Source organism: Microbacterium sp. CCNWLW134, from assembly GCF_037083565.1.
GTDB lineage: Bacteria > Actinomycetota > Actinomycetes > Actinomycetales > Microbacteriaceae > Microbacterium.
This window is the reverse complement of sequence record NZ_JBAOJU010000002.1, coordinates 43,515-58,762: the sequence shown is the minus strand read 5'-3', so window position 1 is coordinate 58,762 and position 15,248 is coordinate 43,515. Positions and strand designations below refer to the sequence as shown.

Genomic DNA, 15,248 nt, shown 5'->3' with positions numbered 1-15,248 from the left:
GTGCACATCGTGATGTTCGGCGACCAGCACGTCGAGTCCTCCGGGGGTGCGCAGGTGTCGATGAGGCTGCAGCGACGATTCCTCGAGCGCGCCGGGCACACGGTGACCATCGTGCAGCCGCGCCTGCATGCCCGCAGGGTCGACGACCCCGGCTTCCTCGACCTGCCGTCGGTGCCGGTCACCCTCGATCGCGAGTACGGCATGACACTTCCCACGCGTGCCGCCGACCACGCCATCGATGCCGGGATGGCCGCACGCCCGCCGGTCGACGTCGTGCACGTGCAGGGCGACTTCTGGGGTGCGATCCTCGGCCACCGGTTCGCCGCCCGTCACGCGCTGCCGCTCGTGCACACCATGCACAACCGGGTCGACGTGGGGATCGCGGCGACGACGCCGTTCCCCCGTCTGGCGCTGCGTGCGCTCAACGTGTGGGCCAGTGGGGCGATCCTCCCGCGCGAGCCGAGGGAGCCCGGAACGGACGGGTGGGCCTATCTCCGCCGGTTCGCCGCACGCGCCGCGGCGGTGACCGCTCCGTCGTCGCACTTCGCCCATCGCCTCATGGCCCATCACGTCCGTCCCGGTGGTGCACCCCAGCGCCATGTCGACGTCGTGTGGAACGGCATCGATGACGAGATGCTGGATGCCGCAGGCGCCGCCGGCCCGCCTCGCCCGGCGCATCTGCGACCCCGCCTGGTGTGGGTCGGCCGGATGAGTCCGGAGAAACGCCTGCTGCCCTTCCTCGACGCGCTCGCCGACTCCGGCGTCGCCGCCGACGTGACCGTGATCGGCGGCGGCGGTCAGGCCCGCGCGGCGCGACGACTCGTGTCGCGGCGCCGGCCGGCGGCACGTGTGACCTTCGCCGGGCGGCTGCCCTACGCCGAGACCCTCCGTCGCCTCGCCGCCGCCGACGCGGTGGTGCAGAGCTCGATCGGCTTCGAGACGCAGGGGATGACGGTGTTCGAAGCCGCGTCGCTGGGCACCCCGGCGATCGTGGCAGACCCCGACATCGCCGACGAGCTCGGCGAGGGGGTGTGGCGCGTCGGCGCCGAGCCGAACGCGTTCGCGCTGACCCTTCGCGATGCCGTCTCCGACATCGCCGCCGGGCGCGCGCCGCGCCCGCAGCCCGAGATCGCCGAGACGTTCCGGCAATCGTCTCGGACCGCGGCGATGGTGGCGGTGTACGACCGGGTCAGGCGGCGCTGAGGATGAGCGGGTAGAGCACGTTCCACAGCACCGCGCTCAGCAGGGCGAAGCCGCCGGCGCCGAGGGCGATCGCCGCGAGCACGGGCGATCGGTCGCGCCGGAAGAGGCCGACCAGACCCAGGACGACGGTGACGAGGGCCACAAGCCCCTCGACGATTCCGAGGATGCCCGTGATCGGGCCGAACAGGTCGTAGGTCTGCGACAGCAGTATGCCCACCTGCACGAACAACTGCAGCACGAGGAGCAGCACCAGGGCGGCGGCGGAGATGATCGCGGCAAGCCCCCACGGATTCCTGCCGCCGCGAGTGCCGCCGGGTGCCGGGGCCGCGCCGGCGGGTGCGTAGCCGGGCGGTGGGGCGAAGGCGCCGGCAGACGCCGCGGGTGAGGTGCTCGGCGCAGGTGTGGGCTCGGAGGGAGTGGGGTAGGACACGGCGACCTCATCTCATCGAGGTACCGAGTCTAGGGTCAGGGCAGTCGGGAGCCGTCGGTCGGCACGCGGCGGTAGCCGTCGCGGTGCACGGCGATCGCGGAGGCGACGATGCCCCACACCGAGGCGGCGGCGAGAAGGATCAGGAGTGTCATGGCAGAAAAGCTACGCTTGGTGTGATCCTGCCAATAGTGGCAGAATGGACACCATCCGAATGATTTCTGCCATACCGTGAGGGTGGTACGGGAGGGACCTGCAATGAAGACCGTTGCCTGCATCGTCACCGACGGGTTCGCCCCGTTCGAGTTCGGCGTCGCCTGCGAGGCCTTCGGGCTGGATCGCTCGGCGGACGGCGTGCCGAACTTCGACTTCCGCGTCGTGACGCCCGAACCGGGCCCCGTCCCGTCGAAGCTCGGCTTCTCGATCAATGTCGACGCCGACCTGGGTTTCGCCGACGAGGCCGATCTCGTGGTGGTCTCGCCCACGCCGCACGAGTACTGGGGTGACCCCGACCCGCGCGTGATCGAGGTCATATGCCGCGCGGTCGATCGCGGCGCATGGGTCCTGAGCGTCTGCAGCGGCTCGTTCGTGCTCGGCGCCGCCGGCGTGCTCGATGGACGACGGGCGACGACGCATTGGATGTACGCAGCGACGATGGCCGAGATGTTCCCCGCCGTCGAGGTCGACCCCGACGTGCTGTACGTGCAGGACGGCCGCATCATCACCAGCGCCGGCACAGCCGCCGGTATCGACGCGTGCCTGCACCTCCTCCGGCAGGAACTCGGCGCGGAGCTGACCAACAAGATCGCCCGGCGCATGGTCGTTCCGCCGCAGCGCGACGGCGGTCAGGCCCAGTTCATCGACAAGCCGCTGCCGATCTCGACGTCGCAGTCGCTCGCACCCGTGACCGACTGGATGCTCGACAACCTCCGCAGTGACCTCACCGTCGAGCAGCTCGCCGCGAAGGCCCACATGTCACCGCGTACGTTCGCGCGGCGCTTCAAGGCCGACCACGGCGCCACCCCGGCGGCGTGGCTCGCCCGGCAGCGCCTCATCCACGCCCAGCGGCTGCTGGAGACCACCGACCTCGGCCTGGACCGCATCGCCTGGGAGAGCGGCTTCGGATCGGCCGCTGTCCTGCGACAGAACTTCGCCCGCACCCTGGGGATCACCCCGACCGCCTACCGTGATCGGTTCTGCTGCATTCGAGAGAGCTCGACCACGAAAGAGACGGATGCCGCGGCGCACGTCGTCGCCGCGGCATCCGTCCTTCAGCCCGTGGGCTGAGGCGTCAGCGCGCTGCCGCCTCGGTGTGGTGGCCGTGGTCGTGGAGGAATCCGCCTCCCGGCGTCGACGGACCGCCCGTGGTCCCCTGAGACCCGTCGCCGCCGGTGAGGATTGAGGTGTCGAACGCGAACGTGACGATCGCGGATGCCAGCGCGTCGGAGTTCACATCCAGCGCAGTGCGGTTGACGTTGCCCGTCAGGCGATTCTTCACCGAGCGGGCGAGGTCTTTGTAGAGCACCTCGTCCTGGCCCTCGCCGGTGAGGTTGTCGCACAGCTGGTGGTAGCACGGGTCGTACGCCACGCCGGCGAGGCCCCCGAAGCGAGCCGCCTCCTCTTCGGTCTTGATCCCCTCGGCGCCCGTGAACAGGCCGCCCGCCGGGATGCCGACGGCGATGAAGGGCCCGTAGTCGGAGCGCCCGGAGAACTCAGTGTCCTGGAACGGCACGCCCTGCGAGGCGTAGAACTGCTCGAAGACGTCCTCGATCTCCGCCGAACCGGCGGGGATGAAGCCCTCCGGGGCGGTGCCGCTGGAGTTGTCGCCGTCGTACACGCCATAGACGTGGTTCGGCGAGCCGATCATGTCGAAGTTCAGGTAGAGGGCGATGTCGTCGATCTGCTCCGGCGTGAGGTTCGACACGTAGTAGTCGGCCCCGAGAAGGCCTTCCTCCTCCGCGCCCCACCAGGCGAAGCGCACGGTGTTCGTGGGATCCACGCGCTGCATCTGGATCGCCGTCTCGAGCAACGCAGCGCTGCCCGATCCGTTGTCGTTGATGCCGGCGCCCGCCTGGACGCTGTCGAGGTGCGCTCCCGCCATCACGACGTTCCCGTCGTCGCCGGTGTTGGTCTCGGCGAAGACGTTGGAGGTGATGCGCTCCTCGGAGAAGTAGTCCACCGTCACGGTGACGGTCGCGCTGGGGGTCGCGGCGAGATCCTCGCCGACCGCAGACGACGTGAACACGGCCGGGATGGTCAGGCCCGTGGCATCCCCGCTCATCTGGACGAGCCCGGCACGGCCGTCGTTCGTCACGATCACCGCGGAGGCTCCGGCGGCCTGGGCGTTGAGCGCCTTCACGACGAAGTCGCACGTGCCGCGCTGGACGAGTGCCACGCCACCGGCGGGGAAGCCGGTGAAGTCGTCGGCCTCGCACCCGCTCGTGCTCGTGCCGTCTGCCGGGAAGGGTGTCACCAGATCGACGGGCACGAGAGCGCCGGTGGCCGTTCCTTCCGGCGCAGCGGGGTCGAAGCCGTTGCGGAGGAAGTCCTGCCCGTCGACCCACGTCGTGGCCGGATCCTGGCGGCTGAGCGCGCTGTTCTCCTCGGTGTAGGTGAAGGGGAACTCCTGGACGACGGGCTCGTAGCCCGCTCGGGTGAGCTCCTTGACGATGTAGTCGACGGATGCGTCGTAACCGGGCAGACCCGACGCGCGGTTGCCGTCGTTGGCGTCGGCGATCTTCTGGAACTGCCGGAGGTGATTCATCACCTGGCTGATCTTGACGGCCTTGACGATCTTCTCGGGCGTGTCGGCAACCGGTACGGCAAAGGCCGGTGCGGCCAATCCCATGGTGGCGATCACGGCTGTGGCGGCGGTGACCGCTGCGATCCTGCGCTTCGTGAGCGGCATGGCTCTCCCTTCGGATGTCGGCGACCTCGTCGACGCCGACCATCCCGACCGTAGTGACGCGGGGGCGGCCGGGGAAGGGGAATCTTCGCAGATGAGAGGGGTCTCATCCGCGGAGACCGTTGCCGCGCGACCGGCGCGCTGGTAAAGTTGAGTCATAACGACTCAGGTTTTCACCACCTGGGCACCCAGACTTTCAGGAGAACCGATGCAAGCCACGCAGATGCCCGGGCAAGAGGAGCAGCAGAGCGCCCTCGAGCAGTTCGGGATCAACCTCACCGACCGTGCCCGCCAGGGCAAGCTCGACCCCGTGATCGGACGCGACAGCGAGATCCGCCGGGTCAGCCAGGTGCTCACCCGGCGCACCAAGAACAACCCGGTGCTGATCGGAGAGCCCGGTGTCGGCAAGACCGCCGTCGTCGAGGGCCTTGCCCAGCGGATCGTCGCCGGCGACGTCGCGGAATCACTCAAGGACAAAGAGCTCATCACCCTCGACATCTCCGCCCTCGTCGCCGGGGCGATGTACCGCGGGCAGTTCGAGGAGCGCCTGAAGAGCGTGCTGAAGGAGATCACCGAGTCCGACGGCCGGATCATCACCTTCATCGACGAGCTGCACGTGCTGATGGGTGCCGGCGGCGGCGAGGGGTCGGTCGCCGCCTCGAACATGCTCAAGCCCATGCTCGCCCGCGGCGAGCTGCGCCTCATCGGTGCGACGACGCTCAACGAGTATCGCGAATTCATCGAGAAGGATGCCGCGCTGGAGCGTCGCTTCCAGCAGGTGTACGTCGGAGAGCCGTCGGTCGAAGACACCGTCGCGATCCTGCGGGGCCTCAAGGAGCGGTACGAGGCGCACCACAAGGTCGCGATCTCCGACGGGGCGCTCGTCGCCGCGGCATCCCTCTCCCATCGCTACATCCCCAGCCGCCAGCTGCCCGACAAGGCCATCGACCTCATCGACGAGGCCGCCTCGCGCCTGCGGATGGAGATCGACTCCGCCCCGCTCGAGATCGACGAGCTGCGCCGTCACGTCGACCGGCTCAAGCTCGAGGAGCTGGCGCTGAAGAAGGAGAAGGATGACGCCTCGCGCGAGCGTCTCGCGGTGCTGCGCGACAGCCTCGCGGGGGAACAGGCGAAGCTCGACGAGCTGCAGGCGCGGTGGGAGCGGGAGCGGTCGTCGCTGAACAAGGTCGGCGACCTGAAGACCCGGCTGGATGCTGCGCGCATCGAGGCCGAGCGCGCGCAGCGCGAGGGCAACCTCGAGAAGGCCTCGCGCATCCTCTACGCCGAGATCCCCCGGCTCGAGCGCGACCTCGTCGAGGCCGAGCGCGAGGAGCCCGCCGGTGACCGGATGGTCAACGACCAGGTGACCGAGGAGGACATCGCCGCCGTGATCGCGGCGTGGACCGGCATTCCGGTCGGTCGCCTCATGCAGGGCGAGACCGAGCGCCTGCTGCACCTGGAGAAGGAGCTGGGCAAGCGCATCATCGGTCAGCGTGAGGCGGTGCGCGCGGTGTCCGACGCGGTGCGCAGGTCTCGCGCGGGCATCAGCGACCCGAACCGGCCGACGGGGTCGTTCCTCTTCCTCGGCCCGACCGGCGTCGGCAAGACCGAGTTGGCCAAGGCGCTCGCGGAGTTCCTCTTCGACGACGAGCACGCCATGGTGCGCATCGACATGTCGGAGTACGGCGAGAAGCACTCGGTCTCGCGGCTCGTCGGCGCTCCTCCCGGGTACATCGGGTACGAGCAGGGCGGTCAGCTCACCGAGGCTGTGCGGCGGCGTCCGTATTCGGTGGTGCTGCTCGACGAGGTCGAGAAGGCGCACCCCGAGGTGTTCGACGTGCTGCTGCAGGTGATGGATGACGGGCGCCTGACCGATGGGCAGGGGCGCACGGTCGACTTCAAGAACGTGATCGTGATCCTCACCTCGAACCTGGGGTCGCCGATCCTCATCGACCCGACACTGTCGACCGAGGTCAAGCGCGAGCAGGTGCAGGCGCTGGTCCGTCAGGCGTTCAAGCCGGAGTTCATCAACCGCCTCGACGACATCGTGATCTTCCAGGCCCTCACCGAGGACGACCTCGCCCAGATCGTGGAGCTCGCCGTCGACCTGCTGCAGCGGCGGCTGAAGGACCGGCGTCTGACGCTGGCCGTCACTCCCGACGCGCGCGCGTGGCTCGCCGAGCGCGGGTACGACCCGGTGTTCGGGGCGCGGCCGCTGCGTCGTCTCATCCAGTCCGAGATCCAGGACCGCCTCGCGATGGCGATCCTCTCGGGCGGGGTGCGCGACGGCGACCTGGTGCGCGTCGACGTCGCCGCCGACGGGTCGGCGCTGGTGCTCACGAGCGACGGTCCTGCGGCGGGGCCGGGCGGCGGAGCGGCGGAGGAGGACGAGGTCATCGAGGCGATCCTCGAGGACTGACCCCTCCCGCCCCGCGAGGGTGCACTCGTCTGCGCGAGGGTGCACTCCCTGCCCGTGAGGGTGCGCCCCCTGCCCACGAGGGTGCGCCCCCTCCCCGCGAGGGTGCACTCGTCCGATAGCTTCAGGGAATGCGGATCGTCCGGGCGCTGTGGGGGTCGTCCCATCCCGGACCGACCCTCGTCGTCACCGCGCTGTCGGCGGGTCTCGGCATCGCCGCGGGGCTGGAGGCCTGGCGCATCGCGCTGCTCGCTGCCGCCGTGTTCTTCGGCCAGCTGTCGATCGGCATCTCCAACGACGCGATCGACGCCGACCGCGACCGCGCGGTCGGCCGCACCGATAAGCCGATCGCCCGCGGAGACGTCAGCGGCCGGGTCGCGTGGATCGGTGCGATCGTCTGCGTCGTCGTGGCGTTGACGCTGTCCGCACCGCTCGGGTGGGGTGTGCTCGTCGGCAACGGCGTGATCATCCTGTCGGGCTGGATCTACAACCGACCCTTGAAGTCGACCCCGCTGTCGATCGTGCCGTTCCTCGTCGCCTTCGGAACACTCCCGTCGCTGGCGACCCTCGCAGCCTCGCCGCCGGCGCTCGCGCCCGCGTGGGCGACGCTCGCCGGTGCGACACTCGGTGCCTCGGTGCACCTGACGAACGTGCTGCCCGACCTCGATGCCGACCGCAAGACCGGGGTGCGGGGGCTTCCCCACCGTATCGGGGCGCGCGCATCGACGGTGCTCGCAGCGCTCGGCGTCGTCGCGGGGGCGCTGGCCGTGCTGCTCGGACCGGTCGCCGGCGACGCGGCACGAATCGCTGTGGTGTCGTGGGTGCTGTTCGCAGCCGTCGTCGCGCTGGCGGTTGCGACGGTGGTGCTGACGGTGAACCGCGCGCCGGGGCGGACGCTCTTCCGGCTGGTGATGCTGTCGGCGCTTCTCCTGGCGGTCCAGCTCATCCTGTCGGGCGGCGCCTTGAGAGGGTGACACGCCCGGCCACGGGGTCAGGGGGCGGCGACGCGGAAGGTGCAGGCGCGGGCGCGCGGAGTGATCGTCTCCTCGACCGATGAGGGCGCGTCGGCGTACTTCGCCCAGAGAGCCTCGTCGATGCGGTCGTTGATCGGGTCGTCGACGGGCACGGGCTCGAGCGCGACGCGCTCACGCGGAAGCTCGAGGGCGGCTTCCTTGTCGCGTTCGGCCACCGCGCCGTCGCGCATTGCGAACGCGACCTCGCGACCGGCCGTCACGTGGCGATACCACCACGCCTTCTCGCCGTAGGCGGAGCGCACATAGGGAACGCCGTCGATCACGACGGCCCAGATCGGGGTGGCGGTGGGCGACCCGTCCTGGCGGCGGGTGATGATCGCGACGACCTGCGTCGCGTCGAGGTGGTTCACGACATCGGAGAAGCTCACGAAACCACGCTACGCGTCGACGGCGAGGCCGGCCAGCGCGTGCACCCTCGCGGGTGGGGAGTGCACTCTCGCGGGTGGGGAGTGCACCCTCGCGGGTAGGGAGTGCACCCTCGCGCTGGGGCGGGCGCCCTCACGCGTCGAGGTCGAGGCCCATCGCGTAGGCGTGGGCGAACGCGCGACCACCCGGCCCCGCGAGGAGCACGCGCAGCGCCGCGCGACGCGCCCGATCCCCGGCTGCGCCGAGCGGTCGCCCGAGCCCGGTGTTGAGCGACGCCAGCATGGCCGCGCGCCGCGCGGAGGCGACCCGGCGCCGCTCCCATCGCGCGAGCTCCGCGTCGGGCGCGTCGCCGCGCCGCGTCCACGCCGCAACGAGCGGTGCGAGCGTGGCGGCATCCAGCAGCCCGAGGTTCATCCCCTGCCCGCCGATCGGGCTGACCTCGTGGGCCGCGTCGCCGATCACCACGACCCTCCCGCGTCGCAGCCGCGGCGCGACGGCCCGGCGCACCCGGAACGACGTCGCCCCCGTGATCGAGGCTGCCTCATCCGCCCCGACGCGGTCGGCGACGGCCGCCCGCAGCCGAGCGGTCCGCGCGGCGGGGGCGTCTTCGTCAGGCGACGGATCCCACGCGACGAACCGGCGCAGTCCACCCGGCATCGGGAACGACTCCAGAACGCCCCCGCGGTCGAGGTGCACCTCGGCGACCGGCCGACCGCCGGCCGGTGCGTCGGACATGAGATACCGGTCGGCGTACTCGCGCACGGCGACGGCGCCGGGGCGGTAGACGAGATCGCGCGCCCCCGCGCCCGAGGCCACGACCACCACCGCCGCACGCATCTCGCCGGGCCCCTCTGCCCGCTCGACATCGATCCGGACCGCCGCGCGCTCGGCCACGACACCTCGCACGGTGACCCCCCGGTCCACGTCCGGCGCGGCATCCGTCAGAACCCGTTCGGTCGCGGCCTGGGGCAGGGTCGCGACGAAGGGGAAGCGGCGCGACAGCCGATCGAAGCGCACCACCCCCAGCACCTCGCCGTCCGCGCGCGCCTCCCCCCGATCCACGCGCAGCGCCTCGGCGAGCAGGCGCTCGGTGTATCCCCCCGGTTCGAGGGCGGCAAGCGACGGCGAATGAAGCCCGATCGCCCGTGATCCGGGCCCCGCGACCGGCCGACGCTCGATCACCGTGACGTCGCAGCCGAGGCGTCGCAGCTCGGCGGCTGCCAGCAGACCGACGGGCCCGGCGCCCACGACGACGACGTCAGGCATGGCGGGCCTCCGCCACGGCCAGCACCCGGAACGGTGCCGGCTGTTCGACTCGCCACCCCGGCCCGAGGGCGGCTGCGAGCTCGGGGGCGGTATACGAGCGACGGATGCTGCGGAGCCCGTCCGTCCGCAGGAACGAGCCCGGGGCGAGCGGCGTGATCCCCACGGCATACAGCCCGTACGCCAGGTGCCCGCGGGCGATGTCGCCGTGCAGCACGACGCCGCCGGACGGTCCCTGAACCAGTGCGAGCGAATCGTCGCGGAACGCCGCGAACGCGGCCGGGTCGAGGTGGTGCAGCACGTGGTTGGAGAGCACGAGGTCGAACCGGTCGCCGCGTGATCGCAGCGCGCCCGAGTCGGTGGCCTCGAACCGTATGCCCGAACCGGCATACCGCGTCGCGACCGAAAGCGCCCGCTCATCGGGGTCGACGCCGAGCCACTCGGCCGCCAGCCCGTCACGGCGCGCGAGCGCGGCGAGCCGGGCGATGACGTCGCCCCCGCCGCATCCGAGATCGAGCACCCGGGCCGGGCGTCCGAGCCCGCGCAGGTACGGCGCGACCCGCGACCGGTAGACGGCGCCCCATCCCGATACCAGGCGGTTGACCACCGCGAAGCGGCGGAGGGTCGCATGCAGGCGCGAGAGATCGCACGCGGGGTCGTCCATCAGCTCCCGCAACTGCGTGTCGCGCACCGCGAGGGTCACGCGTGCCCGCCGGTGCGCGCGGTGAGCAGAGCCGATTCCACGGTCAATCCCGGGCCGAAGGCGAGCGCGGCGACGCGGTCGCCCTCGCCCAGATCGCTCTGCAGCAACCGCTCGAGGATGAACAGGATCGTCGCGCTCGACATGTTGCCGAAGTCGCGCAGCACCGCCCGCGACGCGTCGAGCGCGGTATCCGAGAGCTCGAGACCCTGCTCGACCCGGTCGAGCACGCTTCGACCGCCCGGGTGCACGGCCCACGTCGTCGGCTGTTCGCCGCCGAGGAATCCCCCGACGGCGTTCCGGATCTCGCGACCGATGATGCGGGGGACTTCGGCCGAGAGGGTCATGAGGAAGCCCTCGTCGCCGATCGTCCAGACCATGTCGGACTCGCCCTCACTGGTCAGCGTCGTGGCGAAGCGGTCGAGCTCGAGCGTCGCGCCGGATACCCCGGCCGCCAGATCAGCGCGGGCAGTGACGATCGCTGCGGCCGATCCATCGGCGAACACCGACGCGGCCACGATCTGCTGCGGGTCGTCCGAGGCGCGGATGTGCAGCGAGCAGAGCTCGGTGCACACGACCAGCACGACGGCCTCCGGCTGGGCCGCGCAGATCCGCGCGGCCGCACGAAGCCCCGGAAGCGCCGCCGCACAACCGATGAACCCGAGGTGATACCGCTCGACGATTGTGCTCAGTCCCAGATCGCGGACGAGCCGGTAGTCCGGGCCCGGCGCGAAGAACCCCGTGCAGGAGACGGTCACGACATGGGAGACATCGGATGCCGCGACCCCGCCGTCCTCGAGCGCGGCGCGTGCGGCCCGCGCGGAGAGCTCGGGCGCGAGCGCCGTGTAGGCGGCGTTGCGGTCGCCCGTCGACGGCCGGTTGAGGGCTCCTGCGGCGCTGATGAACCCGCCGCCGGGCGCGGCCGGCGCGGCCGCTTCTCCGACCGACCCGAACTCGTGCAGCACGGTGTGCCGGCGATCGATCGCCGCGGCGTCGAACGCCGCACCGATCAGCCGACCGGTGAGCCGGTCGACGCCCGGCTGCCGGATGAAGAAGTCGCGCACATCGCTCTGGGCGAGCGCGGTGGCGGGAACCGCCGTGCCGATGGAGAGGATGCGTGCGACCATGCTCACACTCAACCACGCCCGGCACCGGGTCGGGCCGGGGCTTGCGTCCCGTGGGAACGGCTCCTAGGCGTCTGCGTGCGCGTCGGGCAGCTCCCGCATCCCCCAGAAGGGGCCGATCACGACGAACAGGCATGACAGCAGTTCGCCGGCTGCGGCGATCCACAGGGTCGGGACTGTGCCGATCCAGGTGCCGAGGGCGCCGGCGACGAGTGCGGCGATCGGCATCACGCCCCAGACGACGAAGCGGATCGAGGCATTCATCCGCCCGAGCAGGCGCGCGGGGGTGATGCGCTGCCGGAATGTGACCTGCGTGATGTTGTACAGCAGCACCGAGAAGCTCAGCGCGAAGAACTGGATGACCAGCAGGGGGAAGGCGAGCTCGGGGACGAGCGAGATCGCGGGGAGGAAGAACGGCACCAGGCAGAAGATGATGGCGCTGATCGGGATGGCGCGCGCCTCGCCGATGAGCTTCACGATGTGCGGCGTCGCGATGGCGCCGAGGAGGCCCCCGACGGCCGAGAGCGAGAACACGACGCCGAGCATCTCGGGGGAGAGACCGAGCTCGCGCAGCACGAAGATCGGCAGCAGCGTCGTGGCGATCGTGCCGAAGAAGTTCGCTGTGCCGGTCGTGCAGACGATCCGGCGAAGCAGCGGATTGCCGAACACCCAGCCGAGCCCCTCGCCGATCTCGCGGTGCAGCGGACGGCGGCTCTCGCGCTCGTGAGGCGGTTCGTGGTCGCGGGTGAACAGCAGGGCGACGAAGGAGGCGAGGTAGGTGGCCACCGTGGCGAGGATCGCGACGGGGGCGGCGAGGACGCCCACGAGCCAGCCGCCCATCGCCGGCCCCGCGAGCCCCGCGACCTGGTGGGTCGCCTCGAGCTTGCCGTTGGCCTCGGCGATCTGACCCGGCCGTACGAGCGAGGGGATGAGGCTCTGGTACGACACATCGAAGAAGACGGTGGCGACACCCATCACGAGCGCGACGGCGATGAGGTGCCAGATCTCGAGGATCCCCGCGAACCACAGCAGCGGCAGCGAGCCGAGCGCGAGCGCCCTGACGAGGTCTGCCCAGATCATGACGTGGCGCTTTCGCATCCGATCGATCCAGGCGCCGGCGGGCAGGCCGACGATGAGGAACGCGGCGACGTTGGCGGCGTTCAGGACGCCGACCTCCCACTCGGTCGCCTCCAGGAGTATGACGGCGAGCACCGGAATCGCGAGTTCGGTGATCTGCGAGCCGAACTGGCTGAACGCCTGCCCGGTCCACATCGTGAGGAAGTTGCGGTCGCGCCAGAGCGATCCTTTCGCTGCGGTGTCGGCCGCGACTGATTGAGACATGTCGATCAGTGTGACCTGCTGATTGAGGAAAGTCAATCGGTGTGGTTGAGTGAGGGGGTGAGCGGCGGACGGGTGGAGCTGCGTCCCGGCGATCCTGAGGCCGAGGCGCGGATGCGCGCGCTCAGCTCGCCTCTGCGTCTCCGGGTGCTGCGCCTGTGCGCGTTCGAGGCGCGCACGAACAAGGAGCTCGCAGAGCTGCTCGGGGTGAACCCCGGGACGATGCTCCACCACGTCCGGACCCTGGTGAACACCGGATATCTCGCCCCCGAGCCCGAGCGCGCCGGTGCGCAGGGCGCGCGCGAGGTGCCCTACCGGGCGACCGGCCTGTCGTGGCGGACCTCGATACCGGGGGGCTCGCACGTGCTGGTCGAGACGTTCCTGCAGCAGATCGAGGGGGTCGCCGACGATGACCTCGACACGACGTGGCTGGGGCTGAAGCTCAACGACGCCCACAGGGAAGAGCTGCAGGAGCGGCTCTACGCGCTGGTGAACGAGTTCAAGGAGCGCGGCCCCGACCCCGACGGCGAGACGTACTCGCTCTTCACGGTGCTGCACCCCGACAAGAACCCGCCCGCCGCGCACACGTGACCCCAACTCCTGCAATCCGCGCCCAGAACCGCGCATAACGCCCCGAGGCCGGCGGATCTGCCGATTCTGCAGGAGTTCGGGACGAGCGCGCTCGGCGTTCCCGGCCTACGCCTCCTCGATCAGCTCGAAAGCGCGGCCGGTGCCGTCCTCCGCCGCGACGAGGGGGCCGAGCTCGGCCGCGCGCGGCCGGCACCGGAGGGCCTCGTCGATGGCGTCACCCGCGTGCCGCGCTGTCACCCGGCGCCGGGAGAGCGGGGCGGCAGCGAGGCCGCGAGCCTCCAGCGTCCGGGCCCAGAAGGGTTGATCCGCCAGGAACGGCACGATCACCGACGGTGTGCCGGCGCGCACGGCGGCCTGGGCGGTCCCCGCACCACCGTGATGCACCGCCACGTCGACGAAGGGGAACACCTGGTCGTGCGGGGCGCCGTCGATGACCAGCACGTCGTCGCCCCGCAGTTCGGGCGGCACGTCGGCACCTCCCCAGCCGCGGAGCACCAGGGTCTGCCGTCCGCGCTCGCGCGCCGCCGCGACGAACGCCGCACCCCGCGCGAGCGGATCGCCCTGTGCCATCGACCCGAAGCCGACCGACACCGAGGGCCCGCGGGCGAGGAACGCCGCCACCGCGGCATCCGATCGCCCGTCGGAGCGGCCGCTCCAGGCGCCTGTGAGATGAGCTGTCGGAGGCCAGTCGGCCGGGCGCGAGAGGATCAGTGGACTGATCGGAAGAAGTGTGGCCCGGGGCGCCCGCGGCCGAGGATCGCCGAGCACCCGCGCCGCCTCGCGCAGCTCTCGCCGGAACATCGACGCCGCGGCCCCGCCCGCGCGGTAGGTGAGGCGGTTGAGGGGACCCAGGTCGAACGACACCGTTCCCGCGGCCGGGAAGTCGCGGGTGGGAACGGTGGTGGGCACGGTTTCGACGGCGAACAGCTTCGCCCTGAGGCGCGCCGCGATGAGGGGAGCCGAGAGCACCTTCGGGTGGGCGATGACCGCGTCGGCTCCGTGGGCGAGCCCGATCTGTGCCGACCCGACGATCACCGCCCGCATGGTCGGGCGGACGACCGAGGAGAAGTTCCGCATGGCCTGGCGGATGGATGTTCCCTGCGCGGCGATCATCGCCTGGAAGTCCGCTCCCAGCGAGGCCGTCTGAAGCCCGTCGAGGTCGACACCGGAGTTGTCCGGGATCGCGAGAGTGACCTCGTGGCCGCGCTCCCGAGCCCGGCGAGCCAGTGCGGCGAAGGGCTCGACGTCTCCGCGCGACCCCGCTGTGAGCAGGAGGAGCTTCACGGTCGAACCCCGCGGACGAGGAGGGGGCCGATGGTCGCCAGGCCGCTGTGGAGGCGCAGGAGCACGTCGGCGTCGACCTCTTCTCGTTCGAAGCGGCGGGCGATGAGGCCGCCGAGGAGAAGGGGGGCGAGCGAATAGGCGGTGAGCGCGACGCGGGCGTCCTCTCGCGCCGCCGCTGAGGCGTCGGCGACCATCCCCTCGGCGTCGAGGACGCGATCGGACGACGAGACGAGCGCGTCGAACACCGCGGCTGCGCCGTCGCCGCCCTCGATCAACGCGCGTGCGATGTAGCGGACGTGAGGCGTCAGGTGTTCCGCCGCGGACCGGCGGCTCGCCTCGTCGTCGGGTGAGCCCTTGTGGGTCACGGCGTGGAGCGCGGCGGCGTCGCAGGCGCGACGAAGGCCGGCTTTGTCGGTGAAGTGGTGGATGACCAGCGCCGCGCTCACGCCCGCCTCAGCGGCGATCGTGCGGACGGAGCAGGCGAACCCGTCGCGGGCGAAGCACGCCACCGCGGCATCGAGGATGCGATGGCGCGTGACGTCGGAAGCCGGGGAGGGAGGTGTCACGAAGCACATCATTGAACAACTGTTCAACGCC

General features: G+C 71.1%; 14 protein-coding genes. 5 read left to right on the top strand and 9 right to left on the bottom strand.

Features of this window, described 5'->3' with window-relative positions:
* Entirely contained in the window at nt 1–1,203 is a 1,203-nt protein-coding gene (locus V6S02_RS10710; protein ID WP_336400869.1) for a glycosyltransferase, read from the top strand.
* Here V6S02_RS10710 and V6S02_RS10705 read toward each other — a convergent pair.
* The gene (locus V6S02_RS10705) at nt 1,190–1,633 is read right to left on the bottom strand and encodes a hypothetical protein (RefSeq protein WP_336400868.1); all 444 of its coding nucleotides are present in this window, start codon (nt 1,631–1,633) and stop codon (nt 1,190–1,192) included. The genes V6S02_RS10710 and V6S02_RS10705 overlap by 14 nt on opposite strands.
* Before the next feature lie 255 nt (nt 1,634–1,888).
* On the opposite strand from V6S02_RS10705, the gene V6S02_RS10700 reads away from it, so the two are divergent.
* Entirely contained in the window at nt 1,889–2,917 is a 1,029-nt protein-coding gene (locus V6S02_RS10700) for a GlxA family transcriptional regulator (RefSeq protein WP_336400866.1), read from the top strand.
* 4 nt (nt 2,918–2,921) lie between these two features.
* Here V6S02_RS10700 and V6S02_RS10695 read toward each other — a convergent pair whose 3' ends face one another.
* Nucleotides 2,922–4,538: a M28 family peptidase gene (locus V6S02_RS10695; RefSeq protein ID WP_336400865.1), complete on the bottom strand. Its 1,617-nt coding sequence runs from the start codon at nt 4,536–4,538 to the stop codon at nt 2,922–2,924.
* 205 nt (nt 4,539–4,743) lie between these two features.
* On the opposite strand from V6S02_RS10695, the gene V6S02_RS10690 reads away from it, so the two are divergent.
* On the top strand, nt 4,744–6,954 hold the full coding sequence (locus V6S02_RS10690) for an ATP-dependent Clp protease ATP-binding subunit (RefSeq protein WP_336400864.1): 2,211 nt from the start codon (nt 4,744–4,746) through the stop codon (nt 6,952–6,954).
* Between the two features lie 128 nt (nt 6,955–7,082).
* Nucleotides 7,083–7,925: a UbiA family prenyltransferase gene (locus V6S02_RS10685; protein ID WP_336400863.1), complete on the top strand. Its 843-nt coding sequence runs from the start codon at nt 7,083–7,085 to the stop codon at nt 7,923–7,925.
* A 17-nt stretch (nt 7,926–7,942) separates the two neighbouring features.
* On the opposite strand, the gene V6S02_RS10680 is transcribed toward V6S02_RS10685, so the two are convergent.
* From V6S02_RS10680 to V6S02_RS10660, 5 genes are all read right to left on the bottom strand, one after another.
* Complete coding sequence (locus V6S02_RS10680) at nt 7,943–8,353, bottom strand: DUF2255 family protein (RefSeq protein WP_336400862.1); 411 nt, start codon at nt 8,351–8,353, stop codon at nt 7,943–7,945.
* Nucleotides 8,354–8,483: 130 nt separating this feature from the next.
* Nucleotides 8,484–9,617: an FAD-dependent oxidoreductase gene (locus V6S02_RS10675; protein ID WP_336400861.1), complete on the bottom strand. Its 1,134-nt coding sequence runs from the start codon at nt 9,615–9,617 to the stop codon at nt 8,484–8,486.
* The gene (locus tag V6S02_RS10670; RefSeq protein ID WP_336400860.1) at nt 9,610–10,317 is read right to left on the bottom strand and encodes a methyltransferase domain-containing protein; all 708 of its coding nucleotides are present in this window, start codon (nt 10,315–10,317) and stop codon (nt 9,610–9,612) included. The genes V6S02_RS10675 and V6S02_RS10670 overlap by 8 nt, the downstream gene beginning before the upstream one ends.
* Nucleotides 10,314–11,441, bottom strand: a complete 1,128-nt coding sequence (locus V6S02_RS10665; RefSeq protein ID WP_336400859.1) for a type III polyketide synthase — start codon at nt 11,439–11,441, stop codon at nt 10,314–10,316. Before V6S02_RS10665 ends, V6S02_RS10670 begins: the two co-directional genes overlap by 4 nt.
* Nucleotides 11,442–11,504: 63 nt before the next feature.
* Complete coding sequence (locus V6S02_RS10660; protein WP_336400858.1) at nt 11,505–12,779, bottom strand: MFS transporter; 1,275 nt, start codon at nt 12,777–12,779, stop codon at nt 11,505–11,507.
* A gap of 57 nt (nt 12,780–12,836) precedes the next feature.
* On the opposite strand from V6S02_RS10660, the gene V6S02_RS10655 reads away from it, so the two are divergent.
* Nucleotides 12,837–13,367 (top strand): winged helix-turn-helix domain-containing protein, encoded by a 531-nt coding sequence (locus V6S02_RS10655; protein ID WP_336400857.1) that lies wholly within the window; start codon nt 12,837–12,839, stop codon nt 13,365–13,367.
* Nucleotides 13,368–13,472: 105 nt separating this feature from the next.
* Here V6S02_RS10655 and V6S02_RS10650 read toward each other — a convergent pair whose 3' ends face one another.
* A complete protein-coding gene (locus V6S02_RS10650) occupies nt 13,473–14,651 on the bottom strand; it encodes a glycosyltransferase (protein ID WP_336400856.1) in 1,179 nt (392 codons plus the stop codon).
* On the bottom strand, nt 14,648–15,217 hold the full coding sequence (locus V6S02_RS10645; protein ID WP_336400855.1) for a TetR/AcrR family transcriptional regulator: 570 nt from the start codon (nt 15,215–15,217) through the stop codon (nt 14,648–14,650). The genes V6S02_RS10650 and V6S02_RS10645 overlap by 4 nt, the downstream gene beginning before the upstream one ends.
* Nucleotides 15,218–15,248: the final 31 nt, after the last annotated feature.

Excerpts from the sequence above, each read along its gene's own strand:
- V6S02_RS10690 (WP_336400864.1), top strand. The coding sequence starts at position 4,744 with ATGCAAGCCACGCAGATGCCCGGGCAAGAGGAGCAGCAGAGCGCCCTC.
- V6S02_RS10660 (WP_336400858.1), bottom strand. The coding sequence starts at position 12,779 with ATGTCTCAATCAGTCGCGGCCGACACCGCAGCGAAAGGATCGCTCTGG.
- V6S02_RS10675 (WP_336400861.1), bottom strand. The coding sequence starts at position 9,617 with ATGCCTGACGTCGTCGTCGTGGGCGCCGGGCCCGTCGGTCTGCTGGCA.
- V6S02_RS10665 (WP_336400859.1), bottom strand. The coding sequence starts at position 11,441 with ATGGTCGCACGCATCCTCTCCATCGGCACGGCGGTTCCCGCCACCGCG.
- V6S02_RS10700 (WP_336400866.1), top strand. The coding sequence starts at position 1,889 with ATGAAGACCGTTGCCTGCATCGTCACCGACGGGTTCGCCCCGTTCGAG.
- V6S02_RS10695 (WP_336400865.1), bottom strand. The coding sequence starts at position 4,538 with ATGCCGCTCACGAAGCGCAGGATCGCAGCGGTCACCGCCGCCACAGCC.
- V6S02_RS10685 (WP_336400863.1), top strand. The coding sequence starts at position 7,083 with ATGCGGATCGTCCGGGCGCTGTGGGGGTCGTCCCATCCCGGACCGACC.